This is a genomic window from Intestinibacillus sp. Marseille-P6563 (assembly GCF_900604335.1).
Classification (GTDB): domain Bacteria; phylum Bacillota; class Clostridia; order Oscillospirales; family Butyricicoccaceae; genus Butyricicoccus_B.
On the sequence record NZ_UWOD01000002.1, the window covers coordinates 880,708 to 896,512 of the forward strand.

Sequence of the window (15,805 nt, forward strand, 5' to 3'; positions counted from 1 at the left end):
AAAATGGATGGCTTACCCCTATGGGGTATGGATGGGAATTTTCATTGTGGTGCCCATCCTCCTGGTGGCCGTGTATGCTTTCACCGACAAATCGGGTGCGTTTACGGTCGCCAATTTCCAAAAGATCATCGGGTATCTGCCGATTTTTGGCCGGTCGTTCTGGCTGGCGCTGCTTTCCACGGCCGTCTGCCTGCTGCTCGGGTATCCGATGGCCTATGTGATGAGCCGCCTGTCCAAAAGCCGGCAAAACCTGTGCATGATGCTCATTATGCTGCCCATGTGGATGAACTTCCTGCTGCGCACCTATGCCTGGATGTCCATTCTGGAAAACAACGGGTTTTTAAATCAGTTCTTCCGGCACATCGGGCTCATTTCCCTGCTGCAAAATGCCTTTGGGTATTCGCTCGACTATATTCCGCTCATCAACACCGGCGGCGCCGTGGTCCTGGGCATGGTCTATAATTTCCTGCCCTTTATGGTGCTGCCCATTTACACCATTCTCATCAAGCTTGACCACAAGCTGATTGAGGCCGCGCAGGACTTAGGCGCGCCGCCCCGGCTGGTATTCCGCCGGGTCATTTTTCCGCTGTCGCTGCCCGGTGTCATTTCGGGCGTGACCATGGTATTTGTCCCCGCGGTGTCCACATTCATCATGTCCCAGATGCTCGGCTCGGGCAAGTATCTGCTCATCGGTGACCTGATCGACCTGCAATTCATGGGCAATGCCTACAACCCGCATTTGGGCTCGGCCATTGCGCTGGTGATGATGGTGCTCATCTTTGTTTGTATGTTCCTGATGAACAAATTTGACGATGGCTCTTCCGAGGAAGGAGGTCTGCTGCTGTGAAAAAATTCTTGCAGAACTTCTATCTGGTGGTCATCTTTATTTTCCTGTATGCACCCATTTTGGTGCTCATGCTGTTTTCGTTCAATGACTCCAAATCGCGCATCCTGTGGAACGGCTTTACCACCCGCTGGTATATCGAACTGTTCCAGGACGCTGATTTGCTGCATTCCTTGTATGTGACCCTGCTTGTGGCCGTGGTATCGGCCGCGATCGCCACTTTGATCGGCACCGTGGCTGCCATCGGTATCCACAACCTACGCCGCCGCACGCGGTCGGCGTACCTGACCGTCAACTCCATCCCGATGAGCTCATCGGACACCATCATGGGCGTGACCTTCATGCTGCTGTTTGCCGCCATTGGGCTGGACAAGGGTTATCTGACGCTGATTTTGGCCCACGTCACCTTCTGCACACCGTATGTGATTTTGAACGTCATGCCCAAGCTGCGGCAGCTGGACAAAAACTCATACGAAGCTGCCCTGGACTTGGGCGCCACGCCCCGGCAGGCGCTGCGCAAGGTGATTTTGCCCGAAATCCGTCCGGGCATCATCACGGGCGCCATCATGGCCTTCACCATCTCGGTGGACGATTTCGTGGTGTCCTATTTTACCGCCGGCACGACCAGCCAGCCGCTGTCGGTGGTCATCTACTCGATGACCCGTCACCGCATGTCGCCCAAGATCAACGCCGTGTCCACGCTGCTGTTTTTGTTCGTGCTGGTGCTGCTCATTGCGGTCAATGTGCGGCAGGCCCGCGAAGAAAAGCGCCGGGAAGCGGCGCAGCGAAAGGGGGCGGGCTAAATGAAACGTCTGCTTGCCTTTGCCCTATTGTGCGGCACGCTGCTCCTGCCCGGATGTGGTAAAAGCAGCGCGCAGGTGCTCAACGTGTACAACTGGGGCGAATATATCGACTTGGACCTCATCCGGCAGTTTGAGGAAGAAACCGGCATCGATGTGGTCTATAATACCTTTGACTCCAACGAAAACCTGTATTCCCGCATCCAGACCACCAGCTATGATGTCATCATCCCGTCCGATTACGCGGTATCCCGCTTCATCGACGAAGGGCTGGTGCAGCCGCTCAACTATGACCATATCCCCAACATGGCTCTGATTGACGAAAAATACACCCATCTGGCCTTTGACCCCGAGCAGAAATATTCGGTGCCTTATACCTGGGGCGTGGTCGGCGTGGTGTACAACACCAAGTATGTTGATGAGGCCGATATTGGCTCGTGGGACCTGCTCTGGAACCCCAAATACCAGAACCAGACCGCCATGTTCAACAATCCGCGCGACGCGATTGGTCTGGCGCTCAAGTATCTGGGCTATTCGCAGAACACCACCAACAAAGAGGAACTCGACCAGGCGGCTGCTCTTCTCAAGGAAAAGAAGCCTTTGTTCCAGGGCATCTGGATGGATCAGATTCTGGAAAAGCTGCCCAGCGAAGAAATCGTCGCCGCGCCCTATTACAACGGCGATGCGGTGACCATGATCGAGGAAAACGAGGACTTGGCGTTTTACGTGCCCCAGGAGGGCACCAACCTGTTTGTAGACGCCATGTGCATCCCGTCCAATGCGCAGAACGTTGAGGGCGCAGAAAAGTTCATCAACTTCCTGTGCTCGACCGAAGCGGCGCAGAAAAACTGGGAATACATCGGTTATTCCAGCCCGCAGCGCGAAGTGTACGAAAACGCACCCGCGGATGTGCAGAATGACCCGCTGTATTATCCGGATGTGACCGCCTATTCGACCGATACGTTTGAAAACCTTCCCGAGGAGATCAACGAATATTATTCCGATCTGTGGATCTGGATTTTGACCTGAGGAAAAGTGCCTGTATCCCGGCGATTTGCCCGGATATCAGGCACTTTTTGCGGTCACTTTTAACAAACTGTTTTCATTTATCTTGACAGTCCTGCCCGGCTGTGGTATCGTATCTAACAGAAAAACATACCGACAAACGAAGTCCGTAGGAAAAGGACGCGCACCGCGTCCGCCGAAGGAGTAACACTCTCAGGTGCCCGGGTCTGCCGGGCAGCGACTATGGACGGATGTGGCTCTGGAGAATCCCAGGATGGGTGCCGAAGGTGCAAGCGCGCGAAAGCGCGTGAATCTCTCAGGCAAAAGGACAGAGTATCGTAACGATTTCCGGACGTTTTTACACGTCCTGTGGGGGTTTCAACGATTTCCGAGCCAAATCATGCATGCATGATTTGGCTTTTTCTTTGCTTGTCGGTGGGGTAGAAAGGAAAGCAAAACTATGGATCAATTAGCGCAAACCGTCAGCACCATCAGCGGCTTTGTCTGGAACAATCTGCTGCTGTATCTGCTGGTCGGCACCGGTATCCTCTTCTCCGTGCGTACCCGCTTCGTGCAGGTGCGCAAGTTCGGCGAAGGCTTCCGTCGTATGTTCGGCGGCTTTTCGCTCAACGGCAAAAAGGCTGACCACGAAGGCATGTCCTCCTTCCAGGCTCTGACCACCGCCATTGCCGCGCAGGTCGGTACCGGTAACATCACCGGCTGTGCAACCGCTCTGTATTCGGGCGGCCCGGGCGCCATCTTCTGGATGTGGCTGTCCGCTTTCTTCGGCATGTCCACCATCTATGGCGAAGCCATTCTGGCTCAGAAGTTCAAGACCACCGATGAGACCGGTCATGTAACCGGCGGCCCGATCTACTACATCAAGGCACGCTTTACCGGCAAATTCGGCAAGGCGCTGGCTGGCTTCTTCTCGCTGGCGATCATCTTTGCGCTGGGCTTTACCGGCAATATGGTGCAGTCCAACTCGATCGGCGATGCCTGCCACACGGCGTTTGGCATCCCGAAGCTGGCCATCGGTATCGTCGTGGCTGTGATTGCAGGCTTTATCTTCCTGGGCGGCGTCAAGCGCATTGCCTCGGTCACCGAAAAGCTAGTACCGGTTATGGCGGTATTCTATATCATTGGCTGTGTGATCATTCTGATCATCAATCGTGCAGTTTTGCTCGACGCCATCCAGTCGACCTTCGTCGCAGCCTTTGACCCGCAGGCAGTGCTCGGCGGCGCGGTCGGTATCTCGGTACGCGAAGCCATGCGTTATGGTGTTGCCCGCGGCCTGTTCTCCAACGAAGCCGGTATGGGTTCCACCCCCCACGCCCATGCGCTGGCTAAGGTAGAAAAGCCGCAGGATCAGGGCGTTATCGCCATGATCGGTGTATTCATCGATACCTTCATCGTGCTGACGCTGACCGCTCTGGTCATCCTCACCTCGGGCCAGCTTCAGGCTGGTGTGGAAGGCGGTTTGCAGGGCACCCAGCTTGCACAGGCAGCGTTCCAGTCGGCCTTCGGCTCGTTTGGCAATGTCTTTATCGCCATCTGCATGCTGTTCTTTGCATTCTCGACCATCATCGGCTGGTACTTCTTCGGCGAAACCAACGTCAAAGCGCTCTTTGGCGCAAAGGCGACCAAGATCTATGCCGCTATCGTCGTCGTATTCGTCGTTCTTGGCTCCACGCTCAAGGTCGATTTGGTCTGGAACCTGTCCGACCTGTTCAATGCACTGATGGTATTCCCCAACCTCATCGCGCTGCTGGCGCTTTCGGGCATCGTATCCCGGGCTGCTAAGGGCGGCGATGTGCTCAAGGATAACAACCTGTCCTTCTTCAACAAGAAAAAGTAAGCCTTGTTCACCGGGCCGCAGTCCATTAGACTGCGGCCTTTTCTTTGACCATTTTGACAAGTATACTTGACATAAAGTAAAGTGTACTTTATACTAAGGGCATACCAATTGGAAGGAGATGCTTTACATGGATCGCAAGGAAATTCTCACCCGCGCCCAGGCCCAAGCCGGAAAGACCGACGAAGGGCAACGATATTTTCAAAACCGCGCCAGCGCAATCGGTGCCGTGGCCTTTACCCTGTCCGCAATTGCCCTGATGCTGGTCAGCGGTCTGCATGGCCGTAAAATCACGGAGATCCTGATTCTATACTGGGTATACTTGTCCACAACCTGCTTTGTGGATTTCTATTATACCCGCCGCAAAGTCCAGTGTGTGACCGGCATCTTTTCCCTGCTGATGCTGGTATACTACCTAAGTATGTATGTGCGGAGTGTATTTCTATGAGCGAACGGGAAAATAACCTGATCCTGCAAAACCGGCTGCGGATGGCACGCGCCGAAAAGCGTCTAAGTCAGGGAGATTTGGCGCAGATGGTCGGGGTATCCCGTCAGACGATCAGTTCGATTGAAAATTTGCAATTCTGCCCCAGCGCCAAGCTTGCGCTCCTGCTGTGTCTAGCCCTGGAGAAACGCTTTGAAGAGTTGTTTTATTTTGAGTAACGTGCTTGACAGTCTTTTTCTTATGTGATATATTTATCTCACAAAGATACAAATACATCACACAAGGAGGTCGATTGTCATGACTCTCTTTCCCAAACTCACCCTGACACAGGCCAAGCTTTCCAGCACAATCGCGTGGGCAATCGTGGTCTTGTTCCAGACCATCGCCCTGCATTTTCCGGTACGTGGCCTGCCGTTTGCCGTGCGCGTTGGCATTACAGCGCTCCTGATCGCGACCATTTTTGTGATCGTCTACACAACCGTGAGCTCCCGGATCGAACGGCCGGACGAACGTGCAGCTTACAACAATTACCGCGCCAACTCTGCCCTGTTTGAACTGGTGTTTTTCCTGTTTGCCCTGTATGTGCTATTTGGCGGCAAGTGGGGCTGGGATGTTTTGAGCGTTTCCCGCAGCCAAATCATTCTGCTGTTCGCAGCGATCAATTGCCTGCACGACGGCGTTTTCTTACTTTATGAACGCTTTGGGAAGTAATTCGTATGTTAAAAACACGCATCAAAGAATTCCGCGCTGCGCGGGATATGGACCAGGCCACGCTGGCGGGACTCGTCGGCGTGCGGCGGGAAACCATCGGCCGACTGGAAAAGGGGCAATATAACCCCTCTCTCAAGCTGGCAATGGATATTGCCAAAGTGTTTGGCGTGACGGTGGAAGACCTCTTTTCGTTTGAAGAATAAAAAAACGCTGGCATATGCCAGCGTTTTTTCAGTTCAGATTGTTTTTCTTAAGATAGAGCCAGGCACCTGTCATGCCCAATGCAGCGAGCAGCACCGGCAGCCACCAAAAAGCCGCCAGCGGCAAACCGCTGCCCTCGATATTCATACCATAGAAGCCAAAGATGATATTGGGGATAGTCATGATGATGGTGATGACCGTCAGCACCTTCATAATGATGTTCAGGTTGTTGGATACCACCGACGCATAGGCGTCCATGGTGCCCGCCAAAATGCTCGAGTAGATGTTTGACATCTCGATCGCCTGTCGAATTTCGATCAGGGCGTCTTCGAGGATGTCGCGGTCGTCCTCGTACAGCTTGAGTACCCGCCCGCGCAGGACCTTTTCCATGGTCACTTCGTTGGCTTTGAGGGATGCGGAGAAGTAAACCAGCGATTTGGACAGACCAAGCAATTGGATGAGCTCCTCGTTTTTGAGCGAGTCATACAATCTTTTCTCGATTTTAGTAAAGTCGCGCTCGATTAAGCGCAGATTTTTCAGGAACCGTCCAGCTACGCGCAGCAGGATCTGGAACACAAACCGTGCCTTGAGCGAAATATGGATGTCCTTGACCGCGCCTTCGGCGATCGACCGCAGGATGACCGTGTCCTGCAAGCAAATGGTGATGACCGTGCCGGACAGGATGACGATGCCCATTGGGATGGTACCAAAAATCTGGCTGCCTTCGTCATTTTCCTTTTCCTTCTCCACGGTCGGAATGTCCACGATCATGAGGACCTGATCGTCCTCGATCTCCACACGCGAGCTCTCTTCCGGGTCGAGGGCTGCATACACAAAGTCCTCTTCCACGCCCGTTTGCGAGATGATGCGGCTCAGTTCTTCCGAAGTTGGATGCACGACATTGATCCAGCAGCCGTGCTCCGGGCCTTTGATGGGCACAACACGCCCAGCCATTGTCTTGAAGTATTCAATCATAGCGTCCGCCTTTCCAACGGCAGACTGCAAAATTAGCGCATCCCGCCGTTTGTTCGATTCTGTTTTCGTCTACTACCAGGATCAGCACTCACGGCGCGATACCCCCTTTGTTTGAAACTCACTATTCGTAGCGGTAAAAACAGCCCTTCTTTTGAAAGGGCTGTTTGGTTGCAAAATATGTAGATTACAGCGTATTGCTGTGGTTGAAGATGTCCATAATTGCCTGGAACGGGTCAGCCGATGCAGCTGCGTCCTTATCCTTGGCATCCTTCTCTGCCTTGCCGCGTGCACCAGCATACGGGCTAGCGCCTGCCTGGTTGTCCTCCGGACCAACGGCCGAGTTCGGCACCTTGTCAAAGCCAGTTGCAATGACAACGACACGCAGTTCGTCATCCAGCTCTTCGTCGATCGAAGCACCGAAGATGATGTGTGCGTCCGGATGCGCTGCCTGCTGTACCATACCAGCTGCGGTTTCGACTTCGTCCAGACCGATGTCGTCCGAACCGATGATGGAAAGAATGACGCCGCGGGCGTTTTCGATCGAGGTTTCCAGCAGCGGGCTGGAAATCGCCATCTTGGCAGCTTCGGCAGCCTTTTCCTTACCAGCAGCCTTACCGGTACCGATGTGTGCAAAGCCGGCATCCTTCATGACGCTGGTAACGTCTGCGAAGTCCAGGTTGATGAAGCCCGGTACGGTGATAAGGTCGGAAATATTGGATACCGCCTGACGCAGAACGCTGTCGGCGATGTCGAATGCATTCTTGAACGTGATCTTCTGGTCGGAAACCAGCTTCAGGCGTTCGTTCGGGATGATGACCAGGGAGTCGACGTTTTCACGCAGCGCCTCAATGCCCTGGAGCGCCTGATCGATGCGCTTCTTGCCTTCAAAGCTGAACGGACGGGTCACAACGCCAACGGTCAGGATGCCCATGTTGTGTGCGATCTCCGCAACGACCGGCGCTGCGCCGGTGCCGGTGCCGCCGCCCATGCCGGCGGTGATGAAGACCATATCCGCGCCTTCGAGTGCTGCGGTGATCTCGTCCTTGCTTTCTTCGGCAGCCTTCTGGCCGATGGCCGGATTGGAACCTGCGCCCTGGCCCTTGGTCAGCTTTTCGCCGATCTGGATTTTGGTACCTGCCTGGGAGTGGTTGAGCACCTGCTTGTCCGTGTTGATCGCAATGAACTCCACGCCCTGCATGCCGCTCGTAATCATGTGATTGACTGCGTTGTTGCCGCCGCCGCCAATACCGATTACTTTAATATTTACCACATTATCCATGGTCTCTTCGAATTTAAAGCTCATGTTTGCCGTCCTCCGTTACTTTTCGTCCTGATCAAATATATCCCAATCAAAAGCTGATAAACTCCGCTTTGGTGTCGCAAAAGGGTGCAAAAAGGGCGCGATGCCCTATCGTTATAATTTTACATCTTCGCGCCGAATTTTGCAACAAAAATTGCCGGAATCAAGAAAAATTGTTGAAAATGCAGAAGGCAGCCGCCCTGTATTTCTCAAATGCGGCAGACTTGACTAGAAGCCCCTGTTTTTTTCACTTGGTTTTCCCTTTTTCGGCCCATTTTATGCCTTAAGAAGACCCGCTTGCTGCCGGTTCGATCAGTTCGGTCGTCGGAATCTCTTCCGCAATCGGCAGCGCCGACTGTTCGATCTGATCGGGCGTGGTGGGCGGACAATAGGCGGTGGTCGGGTCGCTCAGGTATACAATGTTGACATCCGACGGCGATAGCTCGTCCTGCACAATGCGTTCCAGCATACGCAGCTTTTCGGTCAACTGTGTGGTTTCGCCCAGCCGCACATCCAGGCGGCCCTGATAACTGAAACGCACATCATACAGCGCCGATACATTGATAAAATCGACGTCGCTGATCATCTTCTGCTTTTCCAGTGCCTGGGTCAGCGCGATCAGCGGTGCAGCGCGGTCGGTATCCTCGCTGGACAAAAAATGTCCGGGGGTCGCGTCACTCAAGATCACGCCCGTGACACTGGCCACCCCTTCCGGGATTTGGGCGGTCTGTTCCAGCAGTTTGCCATCGGCATCGGCCAGAAAATATCCACCGCCCTGCATATCCAGCGCCACAACCGGCACCGCATCGGTCGCCTTGACGGCCAGTGTATCGGGAAGCTGCCGCTCGACCGATACATCACTCAAATAGGGATATTTTTTCAAAATCTTTTTTTCCAATGCGCCCGTGCGGAAGGTAAAGAGGTTGTCCCCTTTTTCCACGCCCAGCACTTTGGAAATCTCTTCAGCAGAATAGTGGGGGGTGCCGGTAATGTCCAGGGTATTGACCCGGAAGAAAATCGTAACTGCCAAAAACGCCATGCCCAGCGTCAAAAGCAAAAAGACCAGTCGCCGGGTCACCTTCCGCCGGAAGCTACGCTTGACCTGCCGGCGCTGGCGTTCCGAACGGGATAACTGCTGCACCGGGACTTTGCGGCGCCTTTTGCGCGGTTTGGCGGCCGGACGATCGGCCTGGACAGGCTGCTGCATCGGCGCGCCGTCCGGCGGCATTTGTTGCCCCACAGCCGGCTGATTCCCAGGCGGCAGCGTGCGCTGCCGACGGGGGCGTGCTCGTTTTTTGCTCATGCTCTCCTCCTGTCCTGCAAGCAGGCGGTCAGGAACCGATCGCCTCGAGAATGTGTTGATAAATCTTTTCCCCTGCATCCAGGGTCGCCAGCTTGGCCGCTTGCTTTGCCATCGCCTGACGGCCTGCATCATCGGCGAGCAGGGCCGACGTCATGGCCAGTAGCTTTTCGCCGCTTGCTTCTTTTTCTAGAAGCACCTGGCAAGCGCCTGCCTTTTCCAGCGCACGCGCATTCTTTTCCTGATGGTTTTCGGCCACATAGGGCGACGGCACCATAATGCTGGCGCGGCCCAGGGCGCACAATTCACCAATGGTCGCGGCCCCGGCGCGGCAGATGATCAGATCGGCTGCCGCCATCTGGTCTGCCATGTCGTAAATGTATTCGGTCAGGCGGATATTCGGATGCTTTTCCAGTTCGACGCCCTTGTCGCGCACCATCTGCGGTAGCCAGCGATAGGCCGCCGAACCGGTTGCATGGACGTGCCGGAAGGTCGTGCCTTCCTTGGCTTCCCAGGCGAGCATATCCGCCATATGTTCGTTCATGTATTTGGCGCCCATGGAGCCCCAGAACGATACGACCATCCGGTCGTTTTCCGTAAGGCCGCATTTCTTACGGGCGCGTTCGCGGTCGGCAAACACGATTTCGGTGCGCACCGGCGAACCGGTCATAAAAATGTTATCCCCGCCGCCGAGCAAGGCGCGGGCTTCCTCAAAACAGATCAGCACCTTTTTGGCCTTTTTGGCCAGCATCTTGGTGGTCACGCCGGGCAGGGCGTTGACTTCCAGCAATACCGTCGGAATGCCCATCTTCTGCGCGGCCGACACGATCGGAAAGCTGACATACCCACCGCAGCCGATCACGCAGTCAGGCCGATGGGTCTTGAGCAGCTTTTTGGCCTTGTTCTGCGCCGTCAGGGTCTGATACATCGCGTTTAAGTTGTGCCCAATGGCCTTCGGGCTCATCGAGCGCCGCAGGCCGGTGATCTCCAGAATATCCAGCGGATAGCCTTCCCGCGGCACCAGCTTGGATTCAATGCCCTTGGATGTCCCGGCAAAACGCACCTCGGTATCCGGGCGCTTTTGCTGAAAATAGCGCGCGATCGCCAGACCGGGCGTGACATGCCCGCCGGTGCCGCCGCCGGTGATGTACAGTTTCATAAAGGTCCCCCTCCCGCGCGACTTTAAGAACTTTCGCGCGTCATGTGGCGTGATATATTGAGTAGAATCCCCATTTCCCCCAGCTGAACGAGCAACGCTGTGCCGCCATAGCTGAAAAACGGAAGGCTTGCGCCCGTAACCGGGAACAGGCCGGATACAACGAACAAATTGACAAGGGTCTGAATCGCCAGCTTGGACGTGATGCCTACGGCCAGCAAACAGCCGAATTTATCCTTGCTGTTGCGCGCGATATAAAATCCGCGGTAAATCAGATAAGCAAAGAGTAGCATGACCAGCACGGCACCCACAAAGCCGACTTCCTCACACCAGGAGGAAAATACGAAGTCGTTCTGCGGTTCGGGTAAGTACAGATGCTTCTGCCGGCCCTGGCCAAGCCCCAGGCCCCAAAAGCCGCCCGACCCAATGGCGACAAAGCTGTTAGCGCCCTGCCAGCCCTTGTCGGTCAGGTCGATAAACGGGTCGAGCCATACGGCGATACGGTCGCGCACGTGGGCAAACATGGGAGTATTATAAGCGACGGCAAACGCACCGCCTGCGGCTGCACCCAGCGGGAAGAAATACCAGATTTTAATGCCTGCAACAAACAGGATGCACAGGCCTACACCCAAAATAATCATCGTGGCCGAAAGGTGGGGTTCAAAGTACAGCAGGCCTGCAATGACTGCCAGAGCAAAGAAAAAGGGCAGGATGCCATAACGAAATGTGCGAATTTTAGGCCCCGCCTTGGCGGCGTAATAAGAAAACGAGATGATAACGCCGGTCTTCATAATCTCCGAAGGCTGAAATTCGCCCAAACCGGGGACATTCAGCCAGCGTGTAGCGTTGTTGTGGTTGACACCCACCCCAGGGATGAGCACAAGCACCAACAATCCAACGCCCAGGATAAACAGATGCTTTTGAAAACGTCCGTAAATGTGATAATCGATCTTAGAGATAAACAGCATGGCCGCTAAGCCGACCGCAGCAAAGATGCTCTGGTTGGTGAGAAACATCAAAGGCTTGCCGTATTTATACAGCGCCGTGGGATAGCTGGCCGAAAACAGCGCGATCAGTCCCACGATCATCAGCAGGATGATCATGATGAGCGTGCTCAGGTCCATCTTATGTCCCGTGCTGCGCGGCTTGCTGACCGGCTGCGGCGCGCGCTTTTCCGGTTCGTAAAGTTGTACCGATTGTCTGGGCATGAAACCGTTCCTTTCCCATCCGGCGCGCCGCGGGTCACGCACTTTACAGCACGCCCTGTACCAGCATCCACGCCAGGATGCACATCACAATGGTAATCAGTGTAAAAATACCAACGATCTTGCGTTCGCTCCAGCCGCACATCTCAAAATGATGGTGGATGGGCGCCATCTTGAACAAACGCTTGCCATGGGTCGCCTTGAAATAGGTGACCTGCAGCATGACCGACAAAGTTTCCACAATATAAATCAGGCCCACCGGGATCAGGATCAGCGGCATATCGCACGCAAATGCCAGTCCGGCGACCGCACCGCCCAGGAAGAGCGAACCGGTGTCGCCCATAAAGACCTTGGCGGGGTTAAAGTTAAAGATCAAAAAGCCGAGCAGACCGCCTGCCAGTGCGGCGGCGAACACGGTTACGCCCGCGTTGCCCTGCCGATAGCCGACTGCGGTGAAGAAAATCGCCACCGGAACGGTCACGCTGGCCGCAAGGCCATCGATGCCGTCGGTCAGGTTGACCGCATTGTCGCAGCCGACCACAACCACAATCGCCAAAATGAGATAAACCACCCACGGCAGCAAAATGGTCACATTCGCGCCCGGAATCCACACGTTGCCGGTTAAGCCACCAGTCAGTCGCAGCAGGGACAGAAAGACCGCCGCTACCACGATTTGCAGCAGCAGCTTCTGCATGGGGGTCAGGCCCGCGTTCTGCTTTTTCTTGATTTTGGCCCAGTCATCAATCATGCCGACCAGACCATATGCCAGCGCGATGAGCAGCACCGAAAAATAGACCGCTCCATGGCCGGGCAGCCACCCAAACCGGGTGATTGCCCCCTGCGCGGCGGTGTCGCCCGACACGCTGCCCTGTCCAAAGAACAGATATGCGCCCATAACGAGCACGCTCACCGCAATGCCGATCATGAACATAAAGCCGCCCATGGTCGGGATGTTCTGCTTGTTCATATGCCACTTGGGGCCAATCTCCAGAATCTTCTGGCCAAACTTCATCTTACGCAGCCAGTGGATGACCGGCTTGCCCAGCACGGCGGTCACGACAAACGCGATCACAGCCGCCAAAACGGGAATCATCATCGGTGTCATGCTTTAAACTTCCTCCCCCAGAAACAGTCCAAGCGCCTGCTCCATGCGCATACCGCGGCTGCCCTTAAAGAGCAGCGCGTCCCCTTCCTGCGCCGCAGCACGCAGCGCAGCGGCCAGCGCCTCATGGCTGTCAAAAATTTGAATGTTCTCCTCTTTCATGCCGCCCTCGCGTGCGCCTTCGGCCATATCGGACGCATGCACGCCATAGAGATAGGCCGCGTCGGCATTCTGTGCCGCTGCCCGGCCCGCTTCTCGGTGGCCTTCTGCGGCATAGTCACCCAGCTCGAGCATGGAGCCGAGCACAGCAAAGCGCCGTCCGGTCTGTGTGCCGAGCACCTTGAGCGCGGCTTTCATGGAATCCGGGCTGGCGTTGTAACAATCCTCATAAATCGTAAAGCCGTTTTTCGCATACAGCTTCTGCCGCCGTCCTTCGGGCTGGAAAGCGTCCAGTCCGGCGGCGATCTCCTCCCCGTCCAGACCGAGCAGGAAGCCAACCGCAATCGCGGCCAGTGCATTGCCGACATTGTGCGTGCCCGGCAGGTGCAGCTGCGCGGCAAATTCCCCGTCCGGGGTCACGGACGTAAACTTGACGCCATCTTCGGTCTGTACGATGTCCTTCGCGCGCACGTCACAGTCCGGATTTTCGGTGCCGAACCAGATTTTTCGGCCGAAAATCTCGTCGCGTTTGTCCCAGAGAAGCGGCTCGTCGCCGTTTAAGACCGCAATGCCACCCCGGGCGGCAAGGCCGAGCAAAATCTCCATCTTGGCACGGCAGATACCCTCGCGGGAGCCCAAAAACTCGATGTGCGACGTGCCGATGGTGGTGATGACTGCGATGTTCGGCTTGGCGCAGTCGGCCATGGAGGCGATTTCGCCAAAGCCCGACATGCCCATTTCAAACACAGCGGCATCGTGATGGTGTTCCAATGTCAATACACTCAGCGGCAGACCAAGCTGGTTGTTCAGGTTGCCCTTGGTCGCACAGGTGTCATACCGCTGCGACAGCACCGACGCGGTCATGCCGCGCGTGGTGGTCTTGCCGACCGAACCGGTGATGGCCACGACCGGGCATTCAAACTGATCCCGGTATCCGCCGGCCAAATCCAAAATGGCTTGGCGGGTATCGTCCACATACAGTGCCGGAACCGGATAGGTTTCGTCCTTGCGGTGGCTCATGACCGCCACGGCGCCGTTTTCGATCGCCTTGGGGATAAAATCATGTCCGTCGAACCGCTCGCCCTTGATGCCAAGAAACAGGCAGCCTTCTCCAATCTCGTCGGTGTTTTTGGACACCGACGCAATTTCGGCTTCCCCTACGGCGCGGCCCGAAGTCCAGGCAGCCGCCTCGCTGAGTGTAAATTTCTCCATTCTTATCCTCCACCCCAAATATGCAGGTTGTGCCCTTTACAGGCGTACCCTAACATGATAGCACGTTTTTCCTGGAAAATCAGAATTTTTGTGCGAAATATTCGGCTACAATCTCCCTTTCGTCAAGATGATGCTTGACGTGGTTGATCTCCTGGTAGGTTTCGTGCCCTTTGCCCATGAGAACCAGGGTATCATCCTTCTGCGCCATATCCAGCGCAAAGCGGATGGCTTCGGGACGATTCACAATGACCTCCTTCGGGGTCTTGGAATCCTGCATGCCGGCCACAATGTCCTCGACAATGGCTTCGGGCTGTTCGGTGCGCGGGTTATCGCTGGTCACGATACAGAAATCAGCCAGCCGGGCTGCAATGGCGCCCATCTTGGGGCGCTTGGTCTTGTCGCGGTCGCCGCCGCAGCCAAACAGGGCGATGACCCGTCCCTTGGTGAAGCCGCGCGCCGCGCGTAGGATATTTTCCACGCCGTCCGGCGAATGAGCATAGTCGATCAAAACCGTATAATCGGTCGGGGTGGGCACGACTTCGGCGCGGCCCTTGACACCGTGCGCCGTACGCATGGCATCGGCTGCCTTGTCGAGCGGCACACCAAGTGCGCGGCAGGTACCCAGCGCCGCCAGCGCATTGGATACCGAAAATTCGCCCGGGATGCCCAGATGCACGCGGGCAATGCCCTCGTCGGCCGACGCGACAAAGTCCACGCTGTCGGCATGCAGCCGGATGTCCTTGGCGGTCAGGTCGGCAGCGTCCAGTTTGGCCGAGAAGGTCTCGACCGGGCAGGCAGCATCCAGCATCATCTTTTCGCTGGCCGGATCGTCCATATTGATGACGCCCTTGTCGCACATGGTAAACAAAATCGCCTTGGCTTTGCGGTATTCCTCCATGGTATGGTGGAAGTCCAGATGGTCCTGGGTCAGGTTGGTGAAGACGCCCACGGCAAAGTCAATGCCATACACGCGGTCGAGCACCAGCGAATGGGAGGAAACCTCCATCACGCAGTGGGTGCAGCCGGCCTCCACCATGTGGGCAAACAGACGGTGCAGTTCATAGGATTCGGGCGTCGTGCGCTCGGTGGGCACGATCTCGTCGCCAATCAGGTTCTGATTGGTGCCGATGAGGCCGGTTTTGATGCCCTGTGCCTCCAAAATGTGTTTGATGAGATAGGTCGTGGTGGTCTTGCCGTTGGTGCCGGTCACGCCCACCATGGTCAGCTTCCGGGACGGATGCCCAAAGCGGTTGCCGCCGATTTGCGCGAGCGCCCGACGGGACGAGGCGACCACAATCGCCGGAACGCCGTCCGGCGCTTCTTCACAGACGACCGCCGCCGCGCCCTTTTCGAGCGCGGAAGCGATGAACTGATGACCGTCGGTGGCGTAGCCGCGGATGGCGACAAACAGGTCGCCCGGCTGTACCTGGCGCGAATCGTAGCGCACCTCGCCAATGTCCGGATCACCCGGAACGGTATTTTGAAGGATATCGATATCTTGCAGCAAAGCGGATAATTTCATCATAATCTCCTTT

General features: G+C 55.8%; 16 protein-coding genes and 1 riboswitch. Of the genes, 8 read left to right on the forward strand and 8 right to left on the reverse strand.

Annotation, left to right across the window (positions count from 1 at the left end; genetic code table 11):
- Window positions 1-7: 7 nt before the first annotated feature.
- The 8 genes from EFB11_RS12435 (at window position 8) to EFB11_RS12470 (ending at window position 5,863) form a co-directional block, all read left to right on the forward strand.
- On the forward strand, window positions 8-847 hold the full coding sequence (locus EFB11_RS12435; RefSeq protein WP_122791309.1) for an ABC transporter permease: 840 nt from the start codon (window positions 8-10) through the stop codon (window positions 845-847).
- Window positions 844-1,647 carry an ABC transporter permease gene (locus EFB11_RS12440; protein ID WP_243115231.1) on the forward strand — a complete coding sequence of 268 codons (804 nt, stop codon included), beginning with the start codon at window positions 844-846 and terminating at the stop codon, window positions 1,645-1,647. Before EFB11_RS12435 ends, EFB11_RS12440 begins: the two co-directional genes overlap by 4 nt.
- Window positions 1,648-2,673 carry an ABC transporter substrate-binding protein gene (locus tag EFB11_RS12445; RefSeq protein WP_122790519.1) on the forward strand — a complete coding sequence of 342 codons (1,026 nt, stop codon included), beginning with the start codon at window positions 1,648-1,650 and terminating at the stop codon, window positions 2,671-2,673. It abuts the gene before it with no gap.
- A 225-nt stretch (window positions 2,674-2,898) separates the two neighbouring features.
- A riboswitch (glycine riboswitch) is annotated at window positions 2,899-2,991 on the forward strand.
- A gap of 118 nt (window positions 2,992-3,109) precedes the next feature.
- Entirely contained in the window at window positions 3,110-4,507 is a 1,398-nt protein-coding gene (locus tag EFB11_RS12450) for an alanine/glycine:cation symporter family protein (RefSeq protein ID WP_122790520.1), read from the forward strand.
- 127 nt (window positions 4,508-4,634) lie between these two features.
- Entirely contained in the window at window positions 4,635-4,952 is a 318-nt protein-coding gene (locus EFB11_RS12455; protein WP_122790521.1) for a DUF6442 family protein, read from the forward strand.
- A complete protein-coding gene (locus EFB11_RS12460) occupies window positions 4,949-5,167 on the forward strand; it encodes a helix-turn-helix transcriptional regulator (protein ID WP_122790522.1) in 219 nt (72 codons plus the stop codon). Before EFB11_RS12455 ends, EFB11_RS12460 begins: the two co-directional genes overlap by 4 nt.
- Window positions 5,168-5,246: 79 nt before the next feature.
- Complete coding sequence (locus EFB11_RS12465) at window positions 5,247-5,660, forward strand: hypothetical protein (RefSeq protein WP_122790523.1); 414 nt, start codon at window positions 5,247-5,249, stop codon at window positions 5,658-5,660.
- Window positions 5,660-5,863, forward strand: a complete 204-nt coding sequence (locus tag EFB11_RS12470) for a helix-turn-helix transcriptional regulator (RefSeq protein ID WP_442906886.1) — start codon at window positions 5,660-5,662, stop codon at window positions 5,861-5,863. The genes EFB11_RS12465 and EFB11_RS12470 overlap by 1 nt, the downstream gene beginning before the upstream one ends.
- Window positions 5,864-5,891: 28 nt before the next feature.
- On the opposite strand, the gene EFB11_RS12475 is transcribed toward EFB11_RS12470, so the two are convergent.
- The 8 genes from EFB11_RS12475 to EFB11_RS12510 form a co-directional block, all read right to left on the reverse strand.
- Window positions 5,892-6,836: a magnesium transporter CorA family protein gene (locus EFB11_RS12475; RefSeq protein ID WP_122790525.1), complete on the reverse strand. Its 945-nt coding sequence runs from the start codon at window positions 6,834-6,836 to the stop codon at window positions 5,892-5,894.
- Window positions 6,837-7,020: 184 nt separating this feature from the next.
- Window positions 7,021-8,139: a cell division protein FtsZ gene (gene ftsZ, locus EFB11_RS12480; protein ID WP_122790526.1), complete on the reverse strand. Its 1,119-nt coding sequence runs from the start codon at window positions 8,137-8,139 to the stop codon at window positions 7,021-7,023.
- A 280-nt stretch (window positions 8,140-8,419) separates the two neighbouring features.
- On the reverse strand, window positions 8,420-9,439 hold the full coding sequence (locus tag EFB11_RS12485) for a cell division protein FtsQ/DivIB (protein ID WP_164706765.1): 1,020 nt from the start codon (window positions 9,437-9,439) through the stop codon (window positions 8,420-8,422).
- Between the two features lie 28 nt (window positions 9,440-9,467).
- Window positions 9,468-10,595: an undecaprenyldiphospho-muramoylpentapeptide beta-N-acetylglucosaminyltransferase gene (gene murG, locus EFB11_RS12490; RefSeq protein WP_122790528.1), complete on the reverse strand. Its 1,128-nt coding sequence runs from the start codon at window positions 10,593-10,595 to the stop codon at window positions 9,468-9,470.
- Window positions 10,596-10,618: 23 nt separating this feature from the next.
- Window positions 10,619-11,800 carry an FtsW/RodA/SpoVE family cell cycle protein gene (locus EFB11_RS12495; RefSeq protein ID WP_243115232.1) on the reverse strand — a complete coding sequence of 394 codons (1,182 nt, stop codon included), beginning with the start codon at window positions 11,798-11,800 and terminating at the stop codon, window positions 10,619-10,621.
- Between the two features lie 43 nt (window positions 11,801-11,843).
- Window positions 11,844-12,902: a phospho-N-acetylmuramoyl-pentapeptide-transferase gene (gene mraY / locus EFB11_RS12500; protein ID WP_330510782.1), complete on the reverse strand. Its 1,059-nt coding sequence runs from the start codon at window positions 12,900-12,902 to the stop codon at window positions 11,844-11,846.
- Window positions 12,903-12,905: 3 nt separating this feature from the next.
- A complete protein-coding gene (locus EFB11_RS12505) occupies window positions 12,906-14,270 on the reverse strand; it encodes a UDP-N-acetylmuramoyl-tripeptide--D-alanyl-D-alanine ligase (protein WP_122790529.1) in 1,365 nt (454 codons plus the stop codon).
- A 79-nt stretch (window positions 14,271-14,349) separates the two neighbouring features.
- A complete protein-coding gene (locus EFB11_RS12510) occupies window positions 14,350-15,795 on the reverse strand; it encodes a UDP-N-acetylmuramoyl-L-alanyl-D-glutamate--2,6-diaminopimelate ligase (RefSeq protein ID WP_330510783.1) in 1,446 nt (481 codons plus the stop codon).
- Window positions 15,796-15,805 lie beyond the last annotated feature (10 nt).